Here is a 25,312-nt window from a genome sequence, read left to right as displayed (position 1 = left end):
CTTCGATACTTCGATCTGTTGGGGAGTCACCATGGGCGCGATCGACGGGATGGACCTCGGGCGCTTCGGGATCTGGACGTTCGACTTCGAGGACCAGCCGGCGGGCCTGATCCGCGACTCCGTCCAGGAGCTGGACGAGCTGGGCTGGCCCGCGATCTGGATCCCCGAGCGGGACGGGCGCGAGGCCCTGACGCACGCGGGGTTCCTGCTGGCCGCCACCGAGCGCATGGCCGTCGTCAACGGCATCGCGCGGATCTGGCCCCGGGAACCGGGTTGGACGCAGGGCGCGGCGCTGCTCCTGGCCGACGCCTACCCCGACCGCCACCTGCTCGGCCTCGGCTTCGGCGGGCGGCGTCCCGGCACCAAGCCGTTGCAGGCGATGAGCGACTACCTGGACGCAATGGACGCGGCCAAGAGCACCAACCCCGCCCCGCGCGCCCCGATGCGCCGACTCCTGGCGGCGTACGGGCCGAAGATGCTCCGCCTGGCGGGCGACCGTTCGGTGGGGGCCCACACGTACCACGTGCCCGTGGAGCACACCGCGCAGGCGCGGGACGTATTGGGGGCCCGTCCGTTCCTCGGCGTCGAGCACGCGGTGCTGTTCGAGAGCGACCCGTCCAGGGCTCGTGAGATCGCGCGCGAGCACCTGCACCCGTACCTCACCTCGACCTACAACATCGCCAAGTTCCTCCGGCTCGGCTACACCGAGGCCGACCTGGACGGCGGACGCGGCAGCGACCGCCTGGTCGACGACCTGGTGTTCTGGGGCGACCTCGACGCGATCACCGCGAAGCTGCGCGGCCACCTGGACGCGGGTGCCGACCATGTCGGCGTCCAGGTCATCGGCGTCCGGCCCGGCGACTCGGCGATGCCCCAATGGCGACTCCTCACCGAGGCCCTCCTCCCCGCCTGACGTGGGGACGGCAGCGCGGCTCTGACCTGAGAGGACGCGGTGCCGCGTTTCGTCACCGCCAGATGTACCTAACTTCAGCGAACCGCAAGCTTTCTGATCGGTTTGCCGGTCGGCACGGTCTGCGGAAATTGCCTGGTCCGGCTCATGGTCACCATTATCGAATCCAACTGGCGATCCATTTCAAATGGTGACAACCAGCCGGAGAGCAGCGGAAACTAGCAAAGGGTCACATGTTGCTTCCTTTGTCCACTTCGGTGGCGGTGGTTATAGTCGCCAATCGATGAGCATCCCGAGAAAAGGGATGCAAGATCGGAAAAAGGAGGACGCCATGATGGCGTACACCGTCCCGAAGATCGAAGTTCTGGGCACCGTGAAGGAGCTCACCGCCAAGGGCAGCATCCTGCTCGCGGACAACCCGACTCACCGCACCCTGGTGCTCTGACCGGGAATTCTCCCTCCCCGGGACCCGTCCCGGGGAGGGGCCAATTCCATGAACGACATCGAGGCGAAGGGACCTGCCGGTCCCGGCGGTGAGGAGGGAGGATCCGTGCAAAACGCATTGAACCCCGTTCTGGTCGGAGATTATCTGGGGTGTTATGGCGAAGTGATCCTCGGGTCCGCCGTTCCACCACTTTCCTATACTTGCCTGCCCTATGGGCAGCGCCCCGCGAGGACACCCTGCTTCGCCGTGCAATGGGCGCGCGCCGACGCCGACGGTGGCGTGTCCGACAAGGCGCTGCCCCCGGTGGCCGACCAGGAATACCTGCTGCTTTCGGGAGTGGTGACCGGGCCGGTCTCGGTTCCGTGGGCGCGGCGGATCGCCGACGCCCTCAAGGAGGGCCGCTACGACGACCTGGCCCGGATCCCCGGCCGCCTGGCCGGATGCCTGGTGACACCCGGGAAGGTCTTCCTGTTCCGCAACGCCACCGCGCCCGAAGGGCTGCTGTACCGGCGGGACGGAGCACTGCTGCGGTGGTCGACGGACCCGACCGACCTCCTCGACGAGGGGGCCGAGGAGTTCGATCTCGAAGCGATCTGGCGCTGCTGCCGGGGCGACGACGTCTTCGTCTACCGCGACCTGAAGCCGCTTCTCCCCGGACAGGTCGTCATCGCGGACGAACGGGGAACGACCACCGCCGACTTCGACCGGATCGTCCCGCTGGAACTGCCCGGGCGCCCGTCGCTGGCGGAGTACGCGGACCTGGCCTACGAGCGGATCCTGGACGCCGTGCGCCCGTACGCGCGATGCGGCCGGGTCGGCATCCTGCTCAGCGGCGGCCTCGACTCCACGACGGTGCTCGCCGCCCTCACCGAGGTGGGCGCCGACGTGGTCGCCTACCACATGGTGACCGACGACCCTCTCGCCGACGAGTCCGGCTACGCCAGGACGGTCTGCGACCATCTGGGCGTCCCCTTCGTGCCGGTACCGACCGAACTCGGAGACGGCTACCTCCGAGAGGACTGGACCTTCCCCCACCCCTTCGTCGGATTCGCCTTCCGCTGGGTCGAGCAGCTCGCCGAACGCGTGGGCCAGGACCAGATCACGTTCCTGACCTGGGGCTCCGACGGCGACGTGGTGTTCGGGCCCATGCGCTACGGGCTCCACGACGCGCTTTTCGGCGAGCTGCCGCTCGGCGAGAAGGTGACACTGTGCCGGGGCCTCATCAGCTCCCGGTGGGAGCTGTCCCGCATCCTCCGGAGCGCTACTCGGAGGTCGTCCCTGCTGGACGACTATCTGCCGGTGGGGGACAACGTACGGGCGACCGATTTCCTCGTCCCGCTGCCCGGCGTCCCCGACGACAGCTTCGAGTACCGGTACTCGGCCAAGGACCACACCATGGACCTCACCTCCTGGTGGCCGCAGGGCATCCAGCGGTGCTCCCCGCTGGGCGACAGGGAGGTCCAGCGGGTGACCGCGCGCATGCCCAATGCGTACCGGCTGCTGCTCCACCAGGGCCGGATGATCAGCAAGCCGGTGCTCCGGCTCATCCTCTCCACCCGCGTCCCGGACCCCGTATGGCGCCGATACGGACGCCTCTGGCAGGACTCACCGCACAAGTCCTACACCCGCACTCACGGCCCGGTCTTCGCCGACCTGATCGGCGCGCCCGACTCCCGCCTGGTCCAGATGGGGATCGTCGACCCGGCGCGGCTGACCGAGGTGCTGGCCGAGCCCGCGTTGCTGCGCAGCCACGGCGAGACCCTGATCTGCGCCGCGATGACCGAACTGTTCCTGCGCGGCCAAGACGACCGAAAGGCTCCGTCCGGAAGAGGTGAGCGCCATGCCCCTGCTGCGGCTGGCTGAATACGCCGTGTTCGACGACACCGACGATTCGGGGATCATCCTGGACACCCGCAAGGGCGTGTACCTCAGCCTGAACGGAGTGGCCACCGCCATGCTCAAGGCGGCACTGCGGTTCGACACCGCCGACAAGGTGATCGACTCCCTGCGGGAGCGGATCGACGCGTCCGACGACACGCTGGAGTCGGGGCTCGACGCCCTGGTCGTCCAGCTCGAAGAGAACGCCCTGCTGGCACCCGAACCGGAACAGGACCGGACGCGATGAGGGGCCCGGTCACGACGCCCGACTGGGAGTTCTTCCTGGACGACCTCGACCCCGCGACCGCGCCGCCACGCGTCCCGCTCCCCCTCCGGGCGCACGCGATGGCTGCCACCGCCAGGGCCCTGTGGATCTACCGCAGACGCGGCTGGGGCGTGGCGCACGAGCACCTCCAACGGCTGGCCCCCGGCCCCGGAACCGGCGCCTACACCGCGCTCCCGGCCGCCACCGCGATCCGGCTCGCCCGGCGGGAGATCTTCTACTGCCAGCTGGTGGCCCGGGTGCTGACACCGGACGGCCTGTGCCTGCCTCGCTCGTTCGCGCTGGCCACCTACCTGACCGCCCTCGGGCTGCCCGCCCAGGCCACCGTCGCCCGAGCACGCACGAGCGCGGTTCCCAGGAACACCTTCCACTCCTGGACCGAACTGCACGGCGCCGTCCTGAACGACAACCCCGACGTGCAACTCGGCTACACGGTCCTCCAGCGCGTCCCCGCACGGAACTCGGCATCAACATGATGGGCGCAACATGCCCGAGAACACACCGGCCGAGAACACACACCTCGGCGCCGCACGGTCCGACGACGCACCGACCGAGAACACACCGGCCAGCGACGCACAGATCGAGGCCGCCCGAGCCGAAGACGCACAGGTCGGCGCCGCCCGGGCCGCGGACGCACAGGTCGGCGACGCAGGAGCCGACGACGCGCGGAACGAGGACGCACCGGCCAGCGACGCACAGGCGGGCGAAGCCCGGGTCGCGGGCGCACGGGTCGGCGACGCACAGGTCGGCGGCACACCGGCCAGCGACGCGCGGAACGAGGACGCACCGGCCAGCGACGCACAGGTGGACGAAGTCCGGACCGCGGGCGCACGCGTCAGCGACGCGCAGGTCGGCGGCACACCGGCCAGCGACGCGCGAGGCAAGGACGCACGCGCCGACAACGCGCGGGACGAGGACGCACGCGCCGACGACGCCTGGGACGAGGACGCCCGGGCCAGCGACGCACAAGGCGACCAAGGCGGCGGGTTGCGCGATGTCCTGCGCATCGCGCGTGACAGTCGCGGCTGGATCGCCACCGGGGTAGCCCTGACTCTGGTGGCCTGGGGGCTGGGCATGGCGCAGCCGCTGGTCGTGATGCGCGTGATCGACTCGGCGCGGACGGGGCCCGTCCCTTGGTCGCAGATCGCCCTGCTGACCGGCCTGTTCATCGCCAGTGTCGGCGTCCAGGTGATCGTCCGGTATGTCCTGGGACGCGCGGGCGAGAGCGTCGTGCTCGGGATCCGGCTGAGGCTCGTCGACCATCTGCTGCGGCTGTCCATGCCGGCCTACGACCGGTTCCGGACCGGCGACCTGATCGCCCGCGCCGGGATGGACAGCGCCGCGCTGCAGCGGGTCATCGCCGAGGGCTTCACCGACGCCGTGACCGGGACGGTCGGTCTGGCCGGTGTGGTCGTGGTGATGGCCTGGCTGGATCCGGTGCTGTTCTCGCTGGTCGCCGGGCTCGTCGTCACCGGCACACTCGTCCTGGTGCCCGCGTTGAGCCGGATGCGCGCCGTGTCCATGCACGTCCAGGAGGCCACCGGCGAGATGAGCGCCGACCTGGAACGCGCGCTGAGCGCCATCCGCACCGTGCGGGCCAGCCTCGCCGAGGAGCGGGAGAGCGAGCGGATCGCTGCCCGGTCCCGGGCGGCCTACGCGGCCGGAGTCCGGATGGCCCGGCTGAACGCGCTGGCCGGTCCGGCCAGCCAGCTGGCGGTGCACGGCTCGTTCCTGGTGATCCTCCTGGTCGGCGGGATCCGGGTCGCCGACGGCGAGCGCTCGGTCGCCGACCTGGTCGCATTCCTGCTGTACATGCTCTATCTGGCCGGTCCGATCGGCTCGATCTTCGAGGCGATCAGCGTCATGCAGCAGGGCACCGGGGCGCTGCGGCGCATCAACGCCGTGTTCGCCCTGCCCTGCGAGGCCGCCGGACCGAGCCGCCCGCTCCCGTCCCCGAGCCCGGCGCCGGTGCCGGGCTCGGGGTCGGGTTTGGGGCCAGTGCTGGGCTCGGGGCCGGGGCCGGCGCTGGGTTCGGGGCAGGGGCAGGGGCCAGGGCCGGGTTCGGGGCCGGGGCCAGGTTCGGTGCTGGGTTCGGGGCCGGGGCCGGGTTCGGGGCCGGGGCCGGGGCCAGGGCCAGGGCCAGGGCCAGGGCCAGGGCCAGGGCAGGGGCAGGGTTCCAGGCCGGAGACGAGGCCGGAGACGAGGCCGGAGACGAGGCCGGAGACGAGGCCGGTGAACGGCGGGCAGGGCGTCCTTGAGTTCCGGGACGTGTGGTTCGGCTACGAGCCGGGGCGGCCCGTGCTGCGCGGGGTATCGTTCCAGGTTCCGCCGCGCGGCCACCTCGCGCTGGTCGGCCGTTCGGGGGCGGGGAAGTCGACCGTCTTCGCCCTCACCGAACGCTTCTACGATCCCGACCAAGGCCAGATACTCTTCCGCGGCCGTGATCTGCGGTCCCTCGAACGTGCCGGTTACCGCACCAGGATCGGGCTCGTCGAGCAGGACGCTCCCCTGCTCTACGGCACGCTCCGCGAGAACCTCACCTACACCGCCCCCGGCGCCGGGCCCGGCGAGATCCGCAAGGCCGTGGAGCTGGCCAACCTCAGCGAGCTGGTGTCACGGTTGCCCGGCGGCCTCGACGGCGAGGTCGGGGAGCACGGCCGCAAGCTGTCGGGCGGCGAGCGCCAGCGGATCGCGATCGCCCGCAGCCTGCTCACCCGTCCCGATCTGCTTCTCCTGGACGAGCCCACCTCGCAGCTCGACCCGATGAACGAGACCGCGCTGCACACCGCGATCGCCCAGGTGGCCACCGAATGCGCCGTCCTGGTGATCGCCCATCGGTTCTCCACCGTGCGGGCCGCCGAGCGGACCCTCGTCCTGGACGAGGGGAGCGTCGTCGCGACCGGCTCCCACGACGAGCTGCTGCGAACCAGTGCCTACTACCGGGACCTCGCCTCGGAACAGTCCGGGCGTGCGGGGTCGTTCCTCCCCCGACGCTAGGCCGCTGTCCGGGCGGCGGTGGACGGCGGCGCGCCCCTGGCCTGAGGGGGACGCGCCGCCGCGTTTCGGGGGCTAGGCGGGGACGGGGACCGCCTTGGGCCGCACACCGCACTTGCCGATCGGGACGCGGGCCGTCTCAGGGAGGAGCAGGATCGGGACGAGCGCCACGACCGCCGCACCGACCAGGTAGTAGGCCGGGATGTAGTTGCTGCCGGTGGTCTTGATGAGCTTCTCGATCACCAGCGCGGTCGTCCCGCCGAAGATCGAGGTCGACAGGTTGTAGCCGATCGAGAAGGCGCCGTAGCGGACCTGCGTCGGGAACATGGCGGGGAACGTGGAGCCGATCACCGCGAGCATCAGCACCAGGAGCCCGCCCATCATGGCGAAGCCCGCGGTGATGGCCAGCGGGTCCTTGGTCTGCATCAGCGCGATCGAGGGGAAGCTGACGATCATGAATCCGACCGCGGCGGTGAGGAGCAGCGGCTTGCGTCCCACCCGGTCCGAGAGCGAGCCCAGCGGGATGATCACCGTGAGCATCGCCAGCTCCACGCCGATCGTGATGAGGGACGCGGTCGTGCTCCCGATCTCCAGATTGGAGTCGAGGTAGGACGGCATGAACGTCAGCAGCGCGTAGTGCGCCACGTTCAGCAGGATGACGATGCCGATCAGGTTGAGGATCATCCGCCAGTTGTGCAGGAGCGTCTCCTTCAGCGGAGAGCGGGCCACCGTGCCGGCCTCCTCCATCTTCTGGAACTCGGGGGTGTCCTCCAGCTTGGAGCGGATGTAGAGCCCGACCAGGCCCAGTGGCAGCGCGATCAGGAACGGGATCCGCCAGCCCCACGACTCCATGGCGCTCTGGCTCAACATCAGGTCGATGCCCAGCACGAGACCGGCGCCCAGGATGTAGCCCACCAGCGTCCCGAACTCCAGGAAGCTCCCGAAGAACCCGCGCCGGTGGGTGGGGGCGTACTCGGCGATCACCGTCGCCGCTCCCCCGTATTCGCCGCCGGTGGAGAAACCCTGGACCAGCCGGACGGCCAGCAGCAGGATCGGCGCCGCCATCCCGATGGTGTCGTAGCCCGGCAGGATGCCGATCACGAACGTCGAGCCCGACATCAGGATGATCGTCACGGCCAGGATCGTCTTGCGGCCGAGCTTGTCGCCGAGCGTCCCGAAGAACATCCCGCCGAACGGCCGCGCCACGAAGGCCGCCGCGATCAGCGCGAACGACCGCAGCACCGCCGAACCGCCGTCGTCGGGCGGGAAGAACACCGTCCCGACGATCGTGGTCATCACCCCGGCGCTGAACACACCGAAGTCGAACCACTCGATGCAGTTGCCCATCGCCGAGGCGGCGACCGCCTTGCGGACGGTCCGGTCGTCGGGCGTGTGCGCGTCGGGCGTCTCCTCCGCGGGCGCGGTCAGGTCTGAAGTCATAGGCGGTCGTAGCCTCCGCAGTCGTCGATCAACAGGCGGGCGAGGCTACCGAAGATCCACCACAAATCCAAGATTTCGCCGGAAGTGTGTAAACCGGAGAGCGGACTCAAACGTCGCTAGATGCCCGGCCCGTCCCGGCGGTAAACACGACGTGCCAGAAGTCACCGGGCGCGGGCCGTCACGACAAAACCGGGCCCGCGCGGTGCGCGCGTCTGTGGTGCCGGTGCACATCACGAAGGCGGGTCCGCGCGGTGCGGTTGCGCATAGCCGCAGCGCGCGTGCACATGACGGAGCCGGGGCCATGGTGCGGGTGGTCGGGACGAGGCCGGGCCCGCGCGGTGTGCGCGGGCCCGGGCTTGGTGGTGTCTAGACGCCCCAGTCGGGACGCAGGGGCATGGACGAGTTGCCGTTGGCGTCCAGCTTCACGCCCAGCGTCTGGTGCAGCTGAATCCAGTTGAGCTCGAAGCCGAGCGCGCAACCGGCCATGTAGACGCGCCACACGCGAGCGGTGCCCTCGCCGACCTCGGCGACGGCCTCGTCCCAGTGGTCGTCGAGGTTGCGGCACCACCCCTTCAGGGTGCGGGCGTAATGCTCGCGCAGGTTCTCCTGGTGGCGGATCTCGAAGCCCGCGTCGTTCATCTGCGACTGGACGTAGCCCGGCCCCTCCAGCTCGCCGTCCGGGAAGACGTAGCGGTTGATGAAACCGCCCTGCCTGATCGGAGGCGCGATGTTGTCGGCGCGGGTGATGGTGTGGTTCAGCATCCGGCCGCCCGGCTTGAGCTTCCCGTAAAGGAACGAGAAGTAGGCCGGCAGGTTGCCCTTGCCGATGTGCTCGGTCAGGCCGATGGAGCTGACCGCGTCGAAGCCGGACTCGGCCACGTCGCGGTAGTCCATGTGGCGGACCTCGGCCAGGTCGGACAGGCCGCGGTCGGCGATCGCCTTCTGCGCCCACTCCGCCTGCTGCTTGGACAGCGTGACGCCCAGCGCCTTGACGCCGTACTCCTGGGCCGCGTGCATCACCATGCCGCCCCAGCCGCATCCGACGTCCAGCAGCCGCATCCCCGGCCGGAGGCCGATCTTCTTGGCGACCAGGTCGTGCTTGTGGAACTGCGCTTCCTCAAGGGTCGAGCCCTCTTCGGGGTAGCACGCGCACGTGTAGGCCATGGACGGGCCCAGCACCCACTCGTAGAAGGTGTTGGACACGTCGTAGTGATGCGAGATCGCCTTGGCGTCGCGGTTCTTGGAGTGCCGCAGCCACGACGGGACCCGGCTGAACGGGGCCTCCTGGGGCGGCGGCGCCGGACGCCTGCTCACGGCGGCGCGCAGCAGCGGGTCCTTGACGACCTCCGAGAGCAGCTTGGCCTTGTCGCGGGGCGACACGTCGGTGAGCGCCTCCTGCATCGTCGACAGCGCCGCGTACATGTCGCCTTCGACGTTCAGATCGCCGCTCACGTACGCGCGCGCGAGGCCCAGCGGCCCCGGCGAACGCACAAGGTAGGACACCGCGTAGGGCGAGCGGACCTCCAGCCGGATGTCCGCCCCGCGCACTCCCGCCCGGGATCCGTCATAGGCGACGAACTCCACCGGCGCCGAGGATCCCATGATTTCCTCGAAGACCGTGGCCAGCGTCATCTTGCTCCTCCTGTCTCTCCGGCCCACCGGGACCCGGTCATGCCCACGGGCCCCCTCAGAGCCGGGCGTCAGCGCCCGCCCACACACTTGTCATAGAGATCCAGCAAACGTGAGCCCGAGTCGTACTCTTCCTTGAGCCGCCTGTAGGTCTCCCCGTCGTAGTACCGCCAGAATTCGTCCCTGCCGTAAAAAGCTGTCGAATATAGGGACTTGTGCCCGTCAAGGGCCGCGACCTTACGTTCGATCAGCCGGTTGTGGTACTCGGGGATCTGACCTGGCGGAATGCGCACCGTGCCCCAGAAGCCGACGTTGACGTAGGTGCGTCCCGGCTCCAGCGGGTACAGCGGCCAGCGCTCCTTGGCTTGGAGCGGGCACAGCCACACCGGCGACATTCCGACCTTCTCCCCGAAGAACTCCATGAATTCCGGGAGCTTCTCGACCGGGACCTCGATGTCCTGGATGACGTCCTCGCGCGGACGCAGCCCCCGCCATCGCTCCACCCTGGCGATCACGTGGAAGCGACGGTCGTAGGCCACCAGCTTGCGGTAGACGTCGGACCTTTTGGCACGGTCCGGCCAGATCTTGCGGACGACCGGGTTCTGGACGCCGAACGCCGCCGAGCACCAGAACCAGTCGGTGTCCCACCGCCACAGATAGTCGCGGACGGTCAGGAAGTCGACCGAGCGCCGCTGGATCGAGCGGTAGTAGATGCCCTGGCCGGTGTAGTCGGACCGGTAGGGCGCGGTGTCGGCGAACGTCCCGAGCGTGAGGTACTGCTCGTCCTTGCCGAACCACACGCCGTCCAGGAAGTCGACCGCCTCGCCGTCGTGCTCGCGGCTGCCGCTGATCTCGCCCAGCACCCGCGCGCACTCCGCGGCGTCGTCGAACCGCAGGTGCCGCAGCCGGACGTACGGCTTGACCGGCCTGAGTTCGATCTTCAGCCGGAGCGCGTAGCCGAGCGTCCCGTAGGAGTTCGGGAAGCCGTAGAACAGCTCCCGGTGCTCGTTCTCCCGGGTGGCGACGACGATCTGACCGTCCCCGGTCAGCACCTCCATCTCCAGCACGGCCTCGTGCGGCAGGCCGTCCCGGAACGACGTCGACTCGATCCCGAGCCCCGTCACCGCGCCGCCCAGCGTGATCGTCTTCAGCTGGGGCACCACGGTCGGCATCAGCCCGTAGGGCAGCGTCGCGTCGACCAGATCCTCGTAGGTGGCCATCCCCTGCACCTGCGCGGTGCGCGTCTCGGGGTCGACGCTCAGCACCCGGTTGAAGCCGGACACGTCCAGCCCCGGGGCGTCCGAGGGGTCCCTCCACCGGAACAGGTTCGAGGTCCGCTTGGCGAGCCTTATCGGCGTCCCTTGAGGGATCGCGTCGTACGACCTCCGCAGAGCCTCGACCGCCCGCTGATGATCACCTTGGACCAGAAGCTCCGTCATCTTCCCCTCCCGCAGCAAGTAAACCGATCATCCCATGTATGTTCCATACAATCCGGACGAGAGCGTGATCACAGGGACGGACGGGAATATTTCCGCACGTGATGGCACATCACAAGCACCCTTTCCCTACCCAGTGAACGCTTCCCCTCACCGTCCTCGCGCACACCTTGCACCCCCGGGAAGCGCAAACGCCAGACCCGCGAGGAACTCCTCGCCGGATCTGGCGTCCCGTCGCCCGCGGGGCTATTTCACCAGGCGCAACGTCCACGGGTACCGGACGGGCCGGTCGGCCAGCGCGAACACGGCCGCGATCCCGCAGGCGATCCATGTGATCGCGTACAGGATGCTCCCCACCCCGAACGAGAGGATCACCACCATCAGGATCGTCAGCTGGAAGTTCACCGCCTCGGCCGCGTGCCGCCGCACGTACTCCGACCGCTTCCCGCTCAGCACCATCAACAGCAGCGGCCCGAGGAACAACGTCGGGACCCCGAGCGCGTGGGCGGCCGCCGCGAGCATCCGGTCTTCCCCCGTAGGAGCCTCCCCCGCCAGCGCCTTCACCGGCTCGGTCGGCAGCGGTTCGAGATCGTGCAGCACCGCCGCCATCTCGCCGCGGGTCTTGGCGGTCATCGCCAGATGCATCCGCATGTCGAACTCGCCATGATCGAGCCGGCCCTCGGCGAACGCCTGCTGGAGCCGTTCGATGACGGGCTCGCGCTCGGCGTTCGACACTCGCAGGTCTCCAGTAGTGTTCATGCCCTCATCGTCGGCGCCACGCCGCCCTCTCACCATCGGGGAAGTCCCTGAGGGACCCCTGAATCGCCCTACACACCCAGGACGAGCCACCTTCCCCCGAAGTTCCTGTGTGCTGTCCGGGTGGGTCAGCGGAGGGTGGCCGCCTCCAGGTCGATAGCGGTTTCCACTATGGCGTCGAGCATACGGAGGTCGTCCTCCAGGGGGCGGACGCCTTCCTCTGGGCCGGGGTAGGTGTCGAAGAGGATGGACGAGGCTCCGAGGGCGGCCAGGGCCTCAAGGTCACCGCGGATCTGGTCGAGGGTGCCCTGGCCGGCGAGGCGGGAGTCGTCGTCCAGGGGCGTGGTCGTGAGGCGGAGCGGCAGGCGGGGCGCGAACGCGGGGACGGGACGTCCGGCCTGGTCGGCGGCCTTGCGCAGGCCCGGGAGGCCCTCCTCGCGCAACCAGTCCAGCCGGACGTTCAGCGGGTGCCAGGCGTCACCGAACCGCGCGGTGCGGCGCAGCGCCGCCGGGCTGCCTCCGCCGACCCATACGGGTGGACGCCGGAGCGGCCGAGGCCCGGTCTGCACATCGGCGAACGAGACGAACTCGCCATCGTGAGTGATCACGTCGTTCTCCCAGGCGGCGATGATCACTTCCAGATACTCGTCGGTGATCGCGCCGCGCCGCCCGAACGGCACCCCGAGCGCCGCGTACTCCTGCTCGGGCCAGCTCACCCCGATGCCGAACACGAAGCGCCCACCGCTGAAGCGGTCGATGTTCGCCGCCATCCGGGCGGTCAGGAGGGGATGGCGATACGGGACGATCACGACGGTCGTCCCGAGCTCGATCCTGGACGTCCGCCCGGCCAGCCAGCTCAACGTCGCGAACGGGTCGTAGAAGGGCGCCGGATACTGCGTCGCCACATCGGGGGTGACCGCCACGTGATCGGAGATCATCGCCAGGTGGAAGCCGCGGTCCTCGGCGTAGCCGGCCCAGCCCGAGAGGCTCTCCGGTCCCGTCCCGGACCCGAAGTTGAGGATGTTGACACCAAACTTGATCATTCGTCCACGCTAACGAACGGACGTCTCGGATCAGTCAGCGCTCGATGTATTTTCTCCCGGGGGCGAGCGGCTTGCCGTAGAGCTCCGACACCGTGACGAACACATACCCCTTCGCGGCGAGCCGCTTGAGGATGCTGGGCACGGCCGCGACCGTCGACGGATGGATGTCGTGCATCAGCACGATGTACCCGGGACGGGTTTCCCCGACGACCTTGCGCTCGACGGACTTGGTATTGCGCGACTGCCAGTCGAGCGGGTCGACCGTCCACAGAACTTGAGCCAGCCCCATCCGCTTGGTGATGGTCGCAACTTGCTTGTCGGTCGATCCATACGGGGGCCGCATCAACGTCGGCGTAACGCCGGTGGCGCGCTTGATCGCCGCCTGCGTCCGCGCCAGCTCAGAAGTGACCTTGGCGCTGGACGACCGCCCGAGATCGGCGTGACTGTAGCTGTGGTTCGCCAGCTCATGCCCATCGGCGTGCTCACGCCGGACGAGCTCGGGAGCCTCCTCCACGGCCTGCCCGACCAGGAAGAACGTGGCCTTGACCTTGCCGGCGGCCAGAATGTCGAGCAGCTTGGCCGTGCTGGCCATCGGCCCGTCGTCAAACGTGAGCGCCACGCATTTGAGCTTCCTACAGTCGGGCGCAGCCCCCTGAGCCGTCCCCGGGGCGGAGCCCCCCGGGCTGGGCGTCCCTGGGGTGGACGCCCCGGGATTGGGCGTGGCCGGATTGGACGGCGCCGATTTGGGCGCCGCGGGCGGCTTGGCGGCAGGTTTGGCGGTCACCGCGAGGCGTCCACCCCCGCCCCCCGAGGCCGTGGTGGCCGTGGCGGGCGTCAGGGTGCTCAGCCACCCGCAGAGAGCCAGCCCGGCCGCCACGGAGGCCCCCTTCCTGACCACGGCCAACCCGCTCATCACGCCCCCTCCGTCTCCCGCACCGATTCAACTCCCTTAGGTAACACACACCGCGCGTACTCGCGTCCCACACGCCCAAGAGACGCCCTATCTCCAGTCGGCTGTCGTGAGGCCGGACGTCCAGGTGCTGCGTCCAGCTTCCTAGACGCTCCACCACTGCACCACTCCGACTCGCCCCAGGGGCCCCGAACGCTGTCCCCGCCCAATGAAGGGCGAGCGCCGCTCGTTGCCCCCGCATGGCACGCGAGTTTCGAGCCGTCCCGGCCCTTCGGACGCGAATCTTCGCGGACGGCGGCCGCCAACGGCCGGGAAAGCCTCTTCGTGTTGGGAACCAGCCCGGCCGGACGACCGTTATCGTCGTACTCGCGCAGAGTCCCGGAGCCGTTCCGGGGCCGCACCGACGACGGGACAGGACGATGAGGTTCCGGGACCGATTCGGGCTCCGTAAGAACCGTGGCTCCTCTGTCACCAGGCTCGATCGAGAGGCCACCGACGCCGACATCGAGGCGCTCATCGCCTTCGCCCGCGGCCATCAGGGCGTCGAGTTCTACGTCGAACCCGAGACCTTCGCCACCGACACCACCGCGGTCGCCGTCGCCCACGACGGCGAATGGACCCGCCGCCGGGTCGGAGCACCCCAGGTCATCGGCAAGGTGGCCCGCGACCTCGGCCTCCCGGTCTACGACGTCCAGATCGTCGGCTATCCCCCGCGCATGCGCGCCTGGAACGAGCGCAACAAGGACCGCCGCATCGACCCCGGCTCCCCCGGCGAAGCCGTCTCGTCCTAGGGAAACGGACGCTGAAGAACGCCGTCCCATCCACAATCCGGCGGGACAGATCAGATTCTCTCGACGTCCGCACGGACCTCCGCATCAACTCGGCGCCCCCTTCGATGGTGGCGCAAGGCGTCGAAGGGCCGACCACCGCCTAAGAATTGTCGAGCAGGCTGACGGACCCGAACGACATCTCCGTGCTCCACGAGCACAGCGCGTCGCGGGTCGCCTCGTAGGGGACGCAGAACGCCTCACCCCGACCTCCCGCGTCGACCTGGATCCGCTACTTCTCCTCTTCCGCCTCCAGGAACTCCGCGACCGCCAATTGACGGCGGCCGAGGCAATGACCGAGGCCACTCCAACCCGATAAGCAGCGCATCGCGGAGCCTGCTGTCCAGTCGATGCAAGGAGAGAAGAAGGAACGCAGCCCCCGTCCCCGAGGGCCCGATCGGCGACCCACAGCCGGAGGGCCGGCCGGCGATCCCACACCCAGGCGGCCGGACGACAATCCCACGCCCCGTAGCCCGAAGGGCGGGCCCAACACCCGGGCGGCCGCACAACGGCCCCACGCCCGGGCTGCCGGACGGCGATCCCACGCCCCAGGGGGTGCCGCACACCCCGGGGGCCGACAGCGGCCCCATGCCCAGGCGGCCGGATGGCGGCCTCGCAAGTGGGCGGCTAGAAAGCCTCACAGCCCGGGGGGCGGGAGGGCGGTCCCAGGGGGTCCAGGAGGGGAGGAGGCTAGGTGCTCATCGGCACTCCTGTGGGATGCCGGGCGAGGGAGCGGCACCCGGCCCGGGTTTCGCCGTGCCGAAGCGTCCGGGCCGGGGCCTCCAACAACCGGACGGACCGCTGCGCACTGCCCCAACCGTGCGACCACCCGGAACCGGGCGGTGTAGCGACCGCCACCCGCTGATCCCACCAGAGCACGTCATTTGCTTTCTGTCCGCGCATCATCGGATTAGCCCGCAGGTCGGTGGCTGGTAGGGACGCCCGCGAGGCAAGAGCGCATCGGGTAACTGCCTCTGCACCCCAGGCTTTGGCGGCGGACAGGCTCATGCACTTCGTGCTGGTTTCATGGAGATCTCCCAGAACTCGGCGTAGCGGCCGCCGTGATTCAGCAAGTCGTCGTGGGCGCCTTCTTCCACGATTCGTCCCGCGTCCAGGAAGACGACGCGGTCGGCGCGCCGGACGGTCCGCATCCGGTGCGCGACCATCACGACCGTCCGGCCCGCCATCAGGCGCTCGATGCCCTCGTGGACGGCCGCCTCGTTCATCGGGTCGAGGGCGGAGGTCACCTCGTCCAGCAGGACGATGGGCGCGTTCTTCAACAGGGCCCGGGCGATCGAGACCCGCTGGCGCTCACCGCCCGAGAGCAGCGCGCCGCCCTCGCCGACGTTCGTCGCCCATCCGCCGGGCAGCCGCTCGATCACCTCGTCCAGCCGGGCCGCGGTCGCCGCGGCCCGCACCTCGGCCTCCTCGGCGTCGGGACGGCCGATGCGCACGTTCTCCTCGATGGTGCCGTCGAAGAGATAGACGTCCTGGAAGACGATGGCGATCTGCGCCATCAGCACCTCGGTGTCGATCGACCGGACGTCCACGCCTCCCACCCGGACCGCGCCCGCGTCCACGTCGTAGAACCGCGCGAGCAACTGCAGCAGCGTGCTCTTGCCCGCCCCCGACGGCCCGACGATGGCCACTCGTTGCCCTTCCGGGACCGACAGCGACACATCGTCGATCACCGTCCGGCCGCCGACGTCGTCATGGTGGACCTGCGCATGCCCGGCGTGTGCGAAGCGGACCGACTCGAACTCCAGGGCATGGCCGGACGGGCGGCTCGGCTCAGTGGCCTGTGGCAGCGGCTCGGTCCGCAGCACCGCGTCCAGCCTGGCCAGCTCGAAACGCGCGCCGCGCAGCTTGCCCCCGATTTCCGCCAGCGACAGAAGGGGATCGGCGCAGCGGGCGGCGAGGACCAGAATGGCCAGAACCTCCGCCGCGCCGATGCCACCGTGAAGTGCGAGGTAGGCGCCCAGGACCAGCAGCGCGGTGAACATCGCCTGCACCGTGAGCGTCAGCCCCAGGACACCGGGCAGGGACGACAGTGTGGAACGGCGGGTGGCGCGCTCGACCTCGGACAACGAGTCGTCGAGCAACGCGAAGCGCTGCGCGACGCGTCCACCGGCGCGTAGCACCGGCTGGGCCTGGAGGTACTCGATGATCCGCCCGGCCGCCTCGTCGCCGCGCCTGGCGCGCTCGGTGTCGTGGGCGGCCATCGAGCGTCCCGTCCAGACCTGGATCGCCGCCACGACCGGCGCGGCGGCCAGCGCGGCCAGCCCCATCCGCCAGTTGAAGGCGAACATCACCGCGACGATCGTCAGCGGAGTCACGCAGGCGGAGATGAACGGTCCCAGCAGATGCGCCGACACGCTCATCGCCCGCAAGACGCCCTGGCTGGCCAGGACCGACACCTCCCCGACGCGACCGGCGGTATACCAGCCAAGTGGCAACCGGGCCAGATGATCGCCGAACCTTCGATAGACCCCGCGCAGCAGCGCGGCGCCGACGTGGAATCCGGCCAGATCGCTGCGATAGCGCAGCACCGCGTAGGCCGCCACCGCCGCCCCGAACGCGGCCAGCCACGGCCAGGCGTCCTCGGGTCTGCTCCCGAACAGCTCTCGCAGCACTGGAACCAGCAGCGCGTAGGACAGACCTTCGGCGACCGCGGTCACCGTCATCAGGGCCACGGTGCGACGCATCGGCTGGGCGTACTCGTGCCCGAGGACACGCAACAGCATTCGAATCATCGCAGCTCACTCCCACCATCGGCCTGGTCCGCGACCGCGGTCTGATGGGATCGCCAGAACGCGGCGAACCTCCCGTCCCGCGCAAGCAGTTCACCGGGACTGCCCCGCTCAACGATCGCGCCGTCCTCCAGCAGGACGACGGTGTCGGCATCGGCGACGGTCTCGAGCCGATGGGCGATGACCAGGATCGTCCGCTCCCCCGCCAGCGTCGCCAGCGCCTCGCGCACCGCCCGTTCGGTCTGCGGATCGGCGAAGGCCGTCGCCTCGTCCAGTACCAGGACGGGCGCGTCGGCGAGCAGCGCACGCGCGAGCGAGAGCCGCTGCGCCTCGCCACCCGACAGCCCGGCGTCCTCGCCGATCACCGACTCGTATCCGCGCGGCAGTTCGAGAATCCGGTCGTGGATGTTCGCCAGCCGAGCGGCCCGGACCACCTCGTCGAGATCGGCATGCGGCACGGCCAGCGCGATGTTCTCCGCGACCGACGCCCGCAGCAGCCGGACGTCCTGGAACACGAAGGAGACCATTTTCGAGAGGTCTTGGCTGCCGATCTCGCGCAGGTCGACGCCGCCCAGGACGACCGAACCGTGGGTCGGGTCGAAGAAGCGCGGCAGCAGCTGAACCAGCGTCGACTTTCCGCTCCCCGACGGCCCGACCATCGCGGTGACCGTCCCCGGCTCGAGCACCAGATCGATCCCGCGCAACACCTCGTGATCGGCCTCGTAACCGAACCGGACACCACGCAGTTCCACCCGGTGCCCCTGAGGCACGACGGGCCGCGCCGATTGCGGCAGCGGCTCCACCGCGAACACGTCCCGAATCCGTCCCACGGCACCCCGGGCGGCCTGTAGATCGTCGAAACCATGGCCGAGCGCAGCCACCGGAGCCGTCAGTCCCAGCCCCAGCAGCAGGAAGGGCAGCAGATCAGCCGGGGCCATGCCGCCACCGGTGATCAGCGCGGTGCCGCCGACCAGCACGACCAGCAGGACGAACGGCGGTGACAGGACCAGCGAAAGCGCCGCGGCGAACCCGGCGAGACCGCGCACCCAATCAAGAAACGACCCGGTGAATTCCTCCGCGGCCGTGAGGAATCTCCGATGCGCCCGCTCTCCGCCCCCGTATGCCTTGACCACCGAGATCCCCTGGACGAACTCGACAGCCGCACTCGAAATCCGTCCCATGGCCTCGTCGAGCGCCACCTGCTCCCGCTGACGCCTCGGCGTCATCATCAGGGGAACCAACGAGACCGCCAGCGCCACCGGAATCATCGTGATCAACGTGAGCCGCCAGTCGACGGTGAACAAATAGACCAGCGAAACCAACGGCACCACGAACGCGGAGACGGCTTCGCCGGGCATGTGCGCAATAAGCGGATGCACAGCGCTGACGTCCTGCTCCACCACCTTCGCCAACTCGCCGCTGCGCCGCCGAGAGAACCAACCGATCGGCACGCGTCCCAAATGCACCGCCAACTGCCGCCGAAACGAAAGCTGGACCCGTCCGTCCAGAACATGCCCGGCCCCAGCCGAAGCCCCCGTGAACACCAGCCGGACGAACAGCCCAACCGCACCCACGGCCACAACCATCCAGACATGCCCGTGATCAACTGGCCCCGGCGCCAACAGCGTCCGCCCCAACTCAACAACCGCCAACAAGGGCGCCAGCCCCGCCAAGGCCCCAACAACCTGCAAAATCACCACACCAACAAAGGCCCCCACATAAGGGCGCACCAATCGCCCTACAGACCCCCCATCAGCCGACGAGCCATTCACCGCCAATTCACCGGACACCACGCACCCCAATCCCCAAGACGACCCCCAGAACAACAATCCCGACAAGGCCAACCACACAAAAAGCACCAGTCCCAAACTTCCTCACCGCGATAATCCCGCCCCCAACCCCGGAGATCATCCGCCACCCGTCGCGCTTCCCACCCATTTCACGCACCACCCGGCGCCCCTCCCCCACCGCGAGCCAACTCCCCCGCCCCAAAGAGCCCTCAACCAACCGAGCCAGACTCGCCCGCCCGAGGCCTCCACACCCCGCCACGTCCCGAAGGCCACCTCCGCCGAGACCGACCGCCAAACGGGCATCGACCTCCGCAAGAACGTCCGCCACGGGCTTCTCGGGCTGGCGTCCTTTGCCCCCTAAGAAACGTCCGGGACGGAACGGCGCTAGACCATCACCCCGCCCGCCAGCACCTCCATGTCGGCGACGCCGCCGCGGCCGACGTAGCCGACGCACATGCCATTCAGATGGGCGCCGTCGCGGACGATCTTGCCCACTCGACCGGGTGGTGCGGCGGCGTGGACTGGGACGTGACTAAGCGGGCGGCCTGGGACGTCGGATAGGCGGATCGGGCTCGTCGGCGACCAGTTGCGGTGAGGCGGGTGTTGCGGAGAGCTGGGCTGGCCGGGCTCCGTGTGGGAAACCCGGCCAGCCAGATCACGGTCACGGCGGGCTTGAGCGGACGGGTTGAGCAGCACGGCGTTGAGCAGCACGGCGTTGAGCAGCACGGCGTTGAGCGGACAGCGTGGGGCGGACAGCGTGGGGCGGACAGCGTGGGGCGGGACGGAGGTGAGCGGGACAGGGTGAGCGGGACAGGGTGAGCGGGACAGGGCGGGGGCGGAACGGGGCGGGGCGGAACAGGCGGGGGCGATTGGCCGCGCCCGGGTGGGTTTGGTGGCCTGGTGGGTTACGGGGGGTTGGGGTCGGCGTAGGCGGCGGCTAGTTCAGTGGGGGTCATGCGGATTCTGGCCTTGGTCGGGGGAATGCCGGCGGCGATGATCTGGCGTAGGAGGGTCGACATGGAGTAGGTGGGGTCGGCTTCGTCGGCTCGGTCTAGGGCCACGTTGGCCAGACCGCCGTCACCTGAGACGTAGGCGGCGAAAGCCAAGAGACAGGCTGGAGCCGGGGTGTACGGGGGCTCTAGGTGGCGGAGGGCGTGACGCCAGAAAGAGATGGACGGCGTGGGGTCGTCCTCGTCTATGCGGACCCATGCCTCGTCGCGGACGCGAAGGCTGGTCAGGAGGACGCCGAGCCAGGCCAGGTCGGCGTCTGAGGGTGGGGTCGGGGCTGACAGGAGGGTGGAGAGGAGAGGGATGCCCTCTTCAGCCATTCGAGATTGGATGCGGGCGGGGGCCAAGCCCTCGCGGGCCCAGCTCAGAAAGCGTTCTTCGGCCTGGCGGGTGGCGACTTCTAAGGGGTGTCCGGGGACGGGGCGTACCGAGTCGGTCAGTTCGGTGCGGCCGTTGAGGGCGACGTGGCCGGCGAGGGTTGCCTGGGCCGGGATGAGGCTGCCGGAGACGTCGTAGGGGTGGCCCTCGGAGGGGCAGCAGTCTTCGTCGACGCAGGTGAGTGACCACCAGCGGTCGTCGGTGACGCGGAGCGCCTCGACTACGTCCAAGCCCTCGGCGTTCAGGGCCTCCCAGGTGGCGGAGGCGGCGGACGTGACCTGGTCGGCGGGACCGTAACCGAGGAGGAGAGCGCGGCGGAATCCGTTGTCGCGCAGCATGTGGGCCACACGGTCGCCGATGAGGACGCCGGGCGGCGGTAAGTCCGAACGGACGGCGCATGTGGAATGTGGACCGTCGAAGCCGATCACCACAAGGCTCTCGGATGGGTGAAAGCCGAGCAGGTAAGGGACGGCCGCGATGGCGTCCTCGGGTGTTCGGATAATCAGCGTCATGGAACGAGCGTCGCAGCGCGGTCCCGGTCCGCGAAAGCCCGAGCAAGATCTGTGGATAACTGTGTGATCGCGTCCTGACCAGGCAACTTGGATTGATCAGCGCAGAGTGGCTGAACGAACTGTGAAACGTCCGGCCTCGGCGAATTTCGCAACCGCGATTAGCGGCCGGACGGGTAACGAAGCAAAGGCTGCCGTAGTGGACGGTTGTGATGCGGCGCCTCGTGGGCGCTGCTGTGGGAAGGCGGTGGGGGTGGAGGATTCGGAGGGGGTGGGGGGTGGGTGCATCGTGGAGGACGGGCCGCGTGGAGGACGGGCCGCGTGGAGGACGGGCCGCGTGGAGGACGGGCCGCGTGGAGGACGGGCCGCGTGGAGGACGGGCCGCGTGGAGGACGGGCCGCGTGGAGGACGGGCCGCGTGGAGGACGGGCCGCGTGGAGGACGGGCCGCGTGGAGGACGGGCCGCGTGGAGGACGGGCCGCGTGGAGGACGGGCCGCGTGGAGGACGGGCCGCGTGGAGGACGGGCCGCGTGGAGGACGGGCCGCGTGGAGGACGGGCCGCGTGGAGGACGGGCCGCGTGGACGACGGGCCGCGTGGACGACGGGCCGCGTGGACGACGGGCCGCGTGGACGACGGGCCGCGGCGAACACGGGGTTGGGGTGGGGGGTCAGGTTGTTATTGGGGGGTGGGTGGACCAGGGGAAGTTGATCCAGAGGTTGGTTTGGCGCCATACGTAGTCGCAGGTTATGGAGGAGTGGGGTTTTTGGTAGATGACGGCGGTGCGGACGTCGGAGACGTGGGTGGCGCAGAAGTCGTGGACGAGTTTGAGGGTGGCGCCGGTGTCGGCTACGTCGTCGGCTACGAGGACTTTGGCGCCGGAGAGGTCTACGGCGTTGGGGACGGGTGGGAGCATGACGGGGAGGTCTAGGCGTTGGTTGATGCCCGTGTAGAACTCGACGTTCATGACGTGGAGGTTCTTGACGTCCATGGCGTAGCCGAGGGCGCCCGCTACGAAGAGGCCGCCTCGGGCTATGGAGAGGATGAGGTCGGGGTGGTAGCCGTCGTCGAGTACCTGGCGGGCTAGGGCGCGGCTGGCGTCGCCGAACATTTGCCAGGTGAGCGTTTCTCTTTCCACGAGGCCATTGTGGTGGTCAGCGGCAGGCGTCGACGATCACCTGGCAGATGTCGAGCGGGATGGGCCACTGGAGGGACGCGACCTTGGTGCCCTTGGGGCCGGGCTGGTGGATGATCTGGGCCAGGGCCTCGAAGAGGCCGCCCAGGGAGTCGATCAGGGAGACGATGTGGCGGCGGTCGGCGGAGATCGTTGAGGTGAGGCGGCCGGTCGAGTCGATCACGGTGCCCAGGTTCTCGCCGTGGTTCTCGAGGGTGCCGCCGACCTGGGAGCTGAGGCGTCCGGCCTGGTCGAGGAGGTCGCCGATTTTGTCGGAACGGTCCAGGACGGGGCCGAGCCGAGTCGCGTCGCGGCTCAGGGCGACGATGGTGTCGCCGCGGTCGGCGAAGGTGGCGCCGAGGCCGGTGAGGTCTTTGAGGAGGCGGCGGAGTTCGGCGCGGTTGGCGTGGGCGCTGTCGATGACGGTGCCGCTGTTGGCGATCGTGCGGCGGAGGGCGGGGGCCTGTCCGGCCAGGCCCTGGGAGAAGGTGTGCAGGAGGGTGGTCAGGTCCTGCGGGTCGACGGCCTGGGCGGCGCGGAGGGCGGGCCAGGCGGTCTCGGACGGGTCGGTGGCGTCGCGGGTGCGGGTGATCGTCTCGCCGGGTCGCAGGTAGGGGGCGCCGGACGCGCCGAGATCGAGGGAGATTTCTTTGGGGCCGAAGATCGAGACGGGTTCGATTCTGGCCTCGGCGCTTTGCGGGATTCTGACGTCCTTTTCGACGCGCATCCGGACGCGGACGCGGCCGTCGGGGGCCAGTTCGACCGCCTTGACGGTGCCGACGCCGACGCCGCGGACCTTGACGTCCGACTTGGTGTCCAGGCCCTGGCCCGCGCGGCCGAACGTGGCGGTGTACTGGACCGTTCCCGCGTCGGACGGGAGCAACGGGAGCAGGCCTGCGACAACGGCGCCGAGCATGGCCAGCACGCCGGTCAGGCAGAAGAGCGCCCTCGACTGCGACATGTGGCCCTCCGCTCCGATAAGTGAGGACTGACATTGTTGTGGACGGCGCGGGCGTTTGTGATCTTTCGGGCATGTGATCCCACTCACGGGGGTCGGGCGCGCCGGGGCCGCGCGGAGGGTAGCGTTGGCCGACGTGCCCGCCTCTGATCTGCTGACCGACAGCGATACTCGGATTCCGGACACGGCTGCCCTGTTGGCGGCCGCTGTTCAGGCCATTGGGGGGGCCGAGCGCCCCGGACAGGTCGAGATGGCCGAGGCCGTCGAGAAGACCATCGCCTCGGGCGAGCATCTGGCCGCGCAGGCGGGCACCGGCACCGGGAAGTCGCTGGCCTATCTCGTTCCGGCGCTTCGGCACGCGGTCGAGAAGAAGACCACCGTGGTGGTGTCGACGGCGACGATCGCGTTGCAGCGGCAGCTCGTCGATCGTGACCTGCCCCGGCTGGCCGAGGCGCTGAAGCCGATGCTCGGTGTCGAGCCGAAGTTCGCCATCTTGAAGGGGCGTCGCAACTACCTGTGCTTGCACCGGGTGCAGACGGGGGTGCCGGACGACGCCGACGAGGGGCCGAGCCTTTTCGACCCGCAGCAGCTCTCGACGCTGGGACGCCAGGTCAAGCGCCTGAACGAGTGGGCGGACGAGACCAAGACGGGCGACCGCGACGAGGTCGTCCCCGGGGTGAGCGAGCAGGCGTGGCGGCAGGTCGCGGTCACCGCCAAGGAGTGCCTGGGCGCCACGCGCTGCCCGCACGGCACCGAGTGCTTCGCCGAGCTGGCGCGCGCCGAGGCGGGCGAGGCGCACATCGTGGTGACCAACCACGCGCTGCTGGCGATCGACGCCCTGGAGGAGTTCCAGGTGCTGCCCGAGCACGATCTGGTGATCGTGGACGAGGCGCACGAGCTGGTCGACCGGGTCACGTCCGTGGCGACGGGCGATCTGAGCGGACCGGCTGTGGAGACGACGGCGCGGCGGTGCGGGCGGCTGATCGAGGAGGCGCTGGCCGACCGGCTCAAGGAGTCGGCCGAGACCCTGAGCCTGCTGCTGGAGGAGATGCCGGACGGCCGCATGGACGTCCTGTCCCCCGCCCTGGGCAACACGCTGACCGTCGTCCGGGACGCGGCGCACGGCTGTATTTCGGCGCTCGGCCCAGAGAAGAAGGACAACGACCCAGGCGACATGGCCGCGCGTAAGGCCGCGCGCTCCTCGCTAGAGGAGTTGCATGACACGGCCGTGCGTCTGTTGGAGTCGTTCCAGCCCGAGATAGCGGCGCGGCATGACGTGGTGTGGCTCGAAAAACCCTTCGTGCAGGACGGGCGTCCCAAGCGCCCCCCGACATTGCATGTGGCGCCGATCGGGGTCGGCGGCCTGCTGCGCACGGCGCTGTTCGAGCAGCGCACGACCGTCCTTACGTCGGCGACGCTCACACTGGGGGGGTCGTTCGAGCCCCTGGCGCGCCAATGGGGGCTGCCGGCCAAGGACGAGAAGGACAAGCTCGTCTGGTCGGGCATCGATGTGGGCTCGCCGTTCGACCATCCCAAGGCCGGAATCCTGTATGTGGCCCGCCATCTCCCCCAGCCGGGACGGGACGGCCTCGCCGACGCCTATCTGACCGAGATCACCGAGCTGATCGAGGCGGCGGGCGGGCGCACGCTCGGGCTGTTCTCCTCGATGCGGGCCGCGCGCCAGGCCACCGACGAACTCAAGGACCACCTGTCGCACCCGCTGCTGTGCCAGGGCGACGACTCGACGTCCCTGCTGGTCAAGCAGTTCGCCGAGGACGAGCGGACCTGCCTGTTCGGCACCCTGTCGCTCTGGCAGGGCGTGGACGTCCCCGGCCCGTCGCTACGCCTGGTGATCATGGACCGGATCCCGTTCCCCCGCCCGGACGACCCGGTCGCGTCCGCCCGCCAGCGCGCCACGGCGGCCCGGGGCGGCAACGGCTTCATGGAGGTCGCCGCGACGCACGCCGCGCTCCTGCTCGCCCAGGGCGCCGGGCGCCTGCTGCGCTCGATGGACGATCGCGGCGTGGTCGCCGTCCTCGACCCGCGCCTGGCCACCGCCCGCTACGGGAGCTTCCTGAAGTCGTCCCTGCCCCCGTTCTGGGCCACCACCGACCCGGACGTGGTGCGCGGCGCCCTGCGCCGCCTCGATTCCCCGCCCGCGACCTGACCCGGGCCGCCACGTCGCGCCATGGCCGGA

Annotated in this window: 18 protein-coding genes; 7 read left to right on the top strand and 11 right to left on the bottom strand. The window is 69.7% G+C overall.

Annotation, left to right across the window (positions count from 1 at the left end):
* The first annotated feature begins 31 nt into the window (after nucleotides 1-31).
* The 5 genes from ACQPY4_RS12255 to ACQPY4_RS12235 all read left to right on the top strand — a co-directional run bounded on the left by ACQPY4_RS12255 (nucleotide 32) and on the right by ACQPY4_RS12235 (nucleotide 6,513).
* Complete coding sequence (locus ACQPY4_RS12255; protein ID WP_433335589.1) at nucleotides 32-913, top strand: TIGR03620 family F420-dependent LLM class oxidoreductase; 882 nt, start codon at nucleotides 32-34, stop codon at nucleotides 911-913.
* 688 nt (nucleotides 914-1,601) lie between these two features.
* Complete coding sequence (locus ACQPY4_RS12250) at nucleotides 1,602-3,218, top strand: asparagine synthase-related protein (RefSeq protein WP_433335587.1); 1,617 nt, start codon at nucleotides 1,602-1,604, stop codon at nucleotides 3,216-3,218.
* On the top strand, nucleotides 3,196-3,480 hold the full coding sequence (locus ACQPY4_RS12245) for a PqqD family protein (protein WP_433335585.1): 285 nt from the start codon (nucleotides 3,196-3,198) through the stop codon (nucleotides 3,478-3,480). Before ACQPY4_RS12250 ends, ACQPY4_RS12245 begins: the two co-directional genes overlap by 23 nt.
* Complete coding sequence (locus ACQPY4_RS12240) at nucleotides 3,477-3,992, top strand: lasso peptide biosynthesis protein (RefSeq protein ID WP_433335583.1); 516 nt, start codon at nucleotides 3,477-3,479, stop codon at nucleotides 3,990-3,992. The genes ACQPY4_RS12245 and ACQPY4_RS12240 overlap by 4 nt, the downstream gene beginning before the upstream one ends.
* Before the next feature lie 10 nt (nucleotides 3,993-4,002).
* Nucleotides 4,003-6,513 carry an ABC transporter transmembrane domain-containing protein gene (locus ACQPY4_RS12235; protein ID WP_433335581.1) on the top strand — a complete coding sequence of 837 codons (2,511 nt, stop codon included), beginning with the start codon at nucleotides 4,003-4,005 and terminating at the stop codon, nucleotides 6,511-6,513.
* A 72-nt stretch (nucleotides 6,514-6,585) separates the two neighbouring features.
* Here ACQPY4_RS12235 and ACQPY4_RS12230 read toward each other — a convergent pair whose 3' ends face one another.
* The 6 genes from ACQPY4_RS12230 to ACQPY4_RS12205 all read right to left on the bottom strand — a co-directional run bounded on the left by ACQPY4_RS12230 (nucleotide 6,586) and on the right by ACQPY4_RS12205 (nucleotide 13,433).
* The gene (locus ACQPY4_RS12230) at nucleotides 6,586-7,950 is read right to left on the bottom strand and encodes an MFS transporter (RefSeq protein ID WP_433335579.1); all 1,365 of its coding nucleotides are present in this window, start codon (nucleotides 7,948-7,950) and stop codon (nucleotides 6,586-6,588) included.
* Between the two features lie 366 nt (nucleotides 7,951-8,316).
* Nucleotides 8,317-9,582 (bottom strand): class I SAM-dependent methyltransferase, encoded by a 1,266-nt coding sequence (locus ACQPY4_RS12225; RefSeq protein ID WP_433335577.1) that lies wholly within the window; start codon nucleotides 9,580-9,582, stop codon nucleotides 8,317-8,319.
* Between the two features lie 68 nt (nucleotides 9,583-9,650).
* Complete coding sequence (locus tag ACQPY4_RS12220; protein ID WP_433335575.1) at nucleotides 9,651-11,018, bottom strand: FAD-binding oxidoreductase; 1,368 nt, start codon at nucleotides 11,016-11,018, stop codon at nucleotides 9,651-9,653.
* 243 nt (nucleotides 11,019-11,261) lie between these two features.
* The gene (locus ACQPY4_RS12215; RefSeq protein ID WP_433335573.1) at nucleotides 11,262-11,774 is read right to left on the bottom strand and encodes a DUF1707 and DUF4870 domain-containing protein; all 513 of its coding nucleotides are present in this window, start codon (nucleotides 11,772-11,774) and stop codon (nucleotides 11,262-11,264) included.
* Between the two features lie 125 nt (nucleotides 11,775-11,899).
* Nucleotides 11,900-12,814, bottom strand: coding sequence for a TIGR03619 family F420-dependent LLM class oxidoreductase (locus tag ACQPY4_RS12210; RefSeq protein WP_433335571.1), 915 nt, complete (start codon nucleotides 12,812-12,814; stop codon nucleotides 11,900-11,902).
* A 34-nt stretch (nucleotides 12,815-12,848) separates the two neighbouring features.
* Nucleotides 12,849-13,433, bottom strand: coding sequence for a polysaccharide deacetylase family protein (locus ACQPY4_RS12205; protein WP_433335569.1), 585 nt, complete (start codon nucleotides 13,431-13,433; stop codon nucleotides 12,849-12,851).
* A 710-nt stretch (nucleotides 13,434-14,143) separates the two neighbouring features.
* Here ACQPY4_RS12205 and ACQPY4_RS12200 point away from each other — a divergent pair.
* A complete protein-coding gene (locus ACQPY4_RS12200) occupies nucleotides 14,144-14,515 on the top strand; it encodes a hypothetical protein (RefSeq protein ID WP_433335567.1) in 372 nt (123 codons plus the stop codon).
* Between the two features lie 1,040 nt (nucleotides 14,516-15,555).
* Here the strand turns inward: ACQPY4_RS12200 and ACQPY4_RS12195 are convergent.
* From ACQPY4_RS12195 to ACQPY4_RS12175, 5 genes are all read right to left on the bottom strand, one after another.
* On the bottom strand, nucleotides 15,556-17,295 hold the full coding sequence (locus ACQPY4_RS12195; RefSeq protein ID WP_433335565.1) for an ABC transporter ATP-binding protein: 1,740 nt from the start codon (nucleotides 17,293-17,295) through the stop codon (nucleotides 15,556-15,558).
* Between the two features lie 5 nt (nucleotides 17,296-17,300).
* The gene (locus tag ACQPY4_RS12190) at nucleotides 17,301-19,031 is read right to left on the bottom strand and encodes an ABC transporter ATP-binding protein (RefSeq protein ID WP_433335563.1); all 1,731 of its coding nucleotides are present in this window, start codon (nucleotides 19,029-19,031) and stop codon (nucleotides 17,301-17,303) included.
* 965 nt (nucleotides 19,032-19,996) lie between these two features.
* Nucleotides 19,997-20,989 (bottom strand): DUF4192 domain-containing protein, encoded by a 993-nt coding sequence (locus tag ACQPY4_RS12185; protein WP_433335561.1) that lies wholly within the window; start codon nucleotides 20,987-20,989, stop codon nucleotides 19,997-19,999.
* A gap of 664 nt (nucleotides 20,990-21,653) precedes the next feature.
* Nucleotides 21,654-22,094, bottom strand: a complete 441-nt coding sequence (locus ACQPY4_RS12180) for a phosphoribosyltransferase (RefSeq protein WP_433338898.1) — start codon at nucleotides 22,092-22,094, stop codon at nucleotides 21,654-21,656.
* Nucleotides 22,095-22,137: 43 nt separating this feature from the next.
* The gene (locus ACQPY4_RS12175) at nucleotides 22,138-23,118 is read right to left on the bottom strand and encodes an MCE family protein (protein WP_433335559.1); all 981 of its coding nucleotides are present in this window, start codon (nucleotides 23,116-23,118) and stop codon (nucleotides 22,138-22,140) included.
* 133 nt (nucleotides 23,119-23,251) lie between these two features.
* Here ACQPY4_RS12175 and ACQPY4_RS12170 point away from each other — a divergent pair, with 133 nt between their 5' ends.
* The gene (locus tag ACQPY4_RS12170) at nucleotides 23,252-25,282 is read left to right on the top strand and encodes an ATP-dependent DNA helicase (protein ID WP_433335557.1); all 2,031 of its coding nucleotides are present in this window, start codon (nucleotides 23,252-23,254) and stop codon (nucleotides 25,280-25,282) included.
* Nucleotides 25,283-25,312: the final 30 nt, after the last annotated feature.

This window comes from Spirillospora sp. CA-294931 (genome assembly GCF_050946795.1).
Classification (GTDB): Bacteria; Actinomycetota; Actinomycetes; order Streptosporangiales; family Streptosporangiaceae; genus Spirillospora.
Note: the sequence above shows the minus strand (reverse complement) of the source record. Positions and strands in the feature narration are given on the sequence as shown.

What these genes read in the sequence shown, in the direction of transcription:
- ACQPY4_RS12230 (WP_433335579.1), bottom strand. Translation starts at nt 7,950, where the DNA reads ATGACTTCAGACCTGACCGCGCCCGCGGAGGAGACGCCCGACGCGCAC.
- ACQPY4_RS12180 (WP_433338898.1), bottom strand. Translation starts at nt 22,094, where the DNA reads ATGTTCGGCGACGCCAGCCGCGCCCTAGCCCGCCAGGTACTCGACGAC.
- ACQPY4_RS12245 (WP_433335585.1), top strand. Translation starts at nt 3,196, where the DNA reads ATGCCCCTGCTGCGGCTGGCTGAATACGCCGTGTTCGACGACACCGAC.
- ACQPY4_RS12240 (WP_433335583.1), top strand. Translation starts at nt 3,477, where the DNA reads ATGAGGGGCCCGGTCACGACGCCCGACTGGGAGTTCTTCCTGGACGAC.
- ACQPY4_RS12185 (WP_433335561.1), bottom strand. Translation starts at nt 20,989, where the DNA reads ATGACGCTGATTATCCGAACACCCGAGGACGCCATCGCGGCCGTCCCT.
- ACQPY4_RS12220 (WP_433335575.1), bottom strand. Translation starts at nt 11,018, where the DNA reads ATGACGGAGCTTCTGGTCCAAGGTGATCATCAGCGGGCGGTCGAGGCT.
- ACQPY4_RS12215 (WP_433335573.1), bottom strand. Translation starts at nt 11,774, where the DNA reads ATGAACACTACTGGAGACCTGCGAGTGTCGAACGCCGAGCGCGAGCCC.
- ACQPY4_RS12210 (WP_433335571.1), bottom strand. Translation starts at nt 12,814, where the DNA reads ATGATCAAGTTTGGTGTCAACATCCTCAACTTCGGGTCCGGGACGGGA.
- ACQPY4_RS12235 (WP_433335581.1), top strand. Translation starts at nt 4,003, where the DNA reads ATGCCCGAGAACACACCGGCCGAGAACACACACCTCGGCGCCGCACGG.
- ACQPY4_RS12255 (WP_433335589.1), top strand. Translation starts at nt 32, where the DNA reads ATGGGCGCGATCGACGGGATGGACCTCGGGCGCTTCGGGATCTGGACG.
- ACQPY4_RS12225 (WP_433335577.1), bottom strand. Translation starts at nt 9,582, where the DNA reads ATGACGCTGGCCACGGTCTTCGAGGAAATCATGGGATCCTCGGCGCCG.
- ACQPY4_RS12200 (WP_433335567.1), top strand. Translation starts at nt 14,144, where the DNA reads ATGAGGTTCCGGGACCGATTCGGGCTCCGTAAGAACCGTGGCTCCTCT.
- ACQPY4_RS12195 (WP_433335565.1), bottom strand. Translation starts at nt 17,295, where the DNA reads ATGCTGTTGCGTGTCCTCGGGCACGAGTACGCCCAGCCGATGCGTCGC.
- ACQPY4_RS12175 (WP_433335559.1), bottom strand. Translation starts at nt 23,118, where the DNA reads ATGTCGCAGTCGAGGGCGCTCTTCTGCCTGACCGGCGTGCTGGCCATG.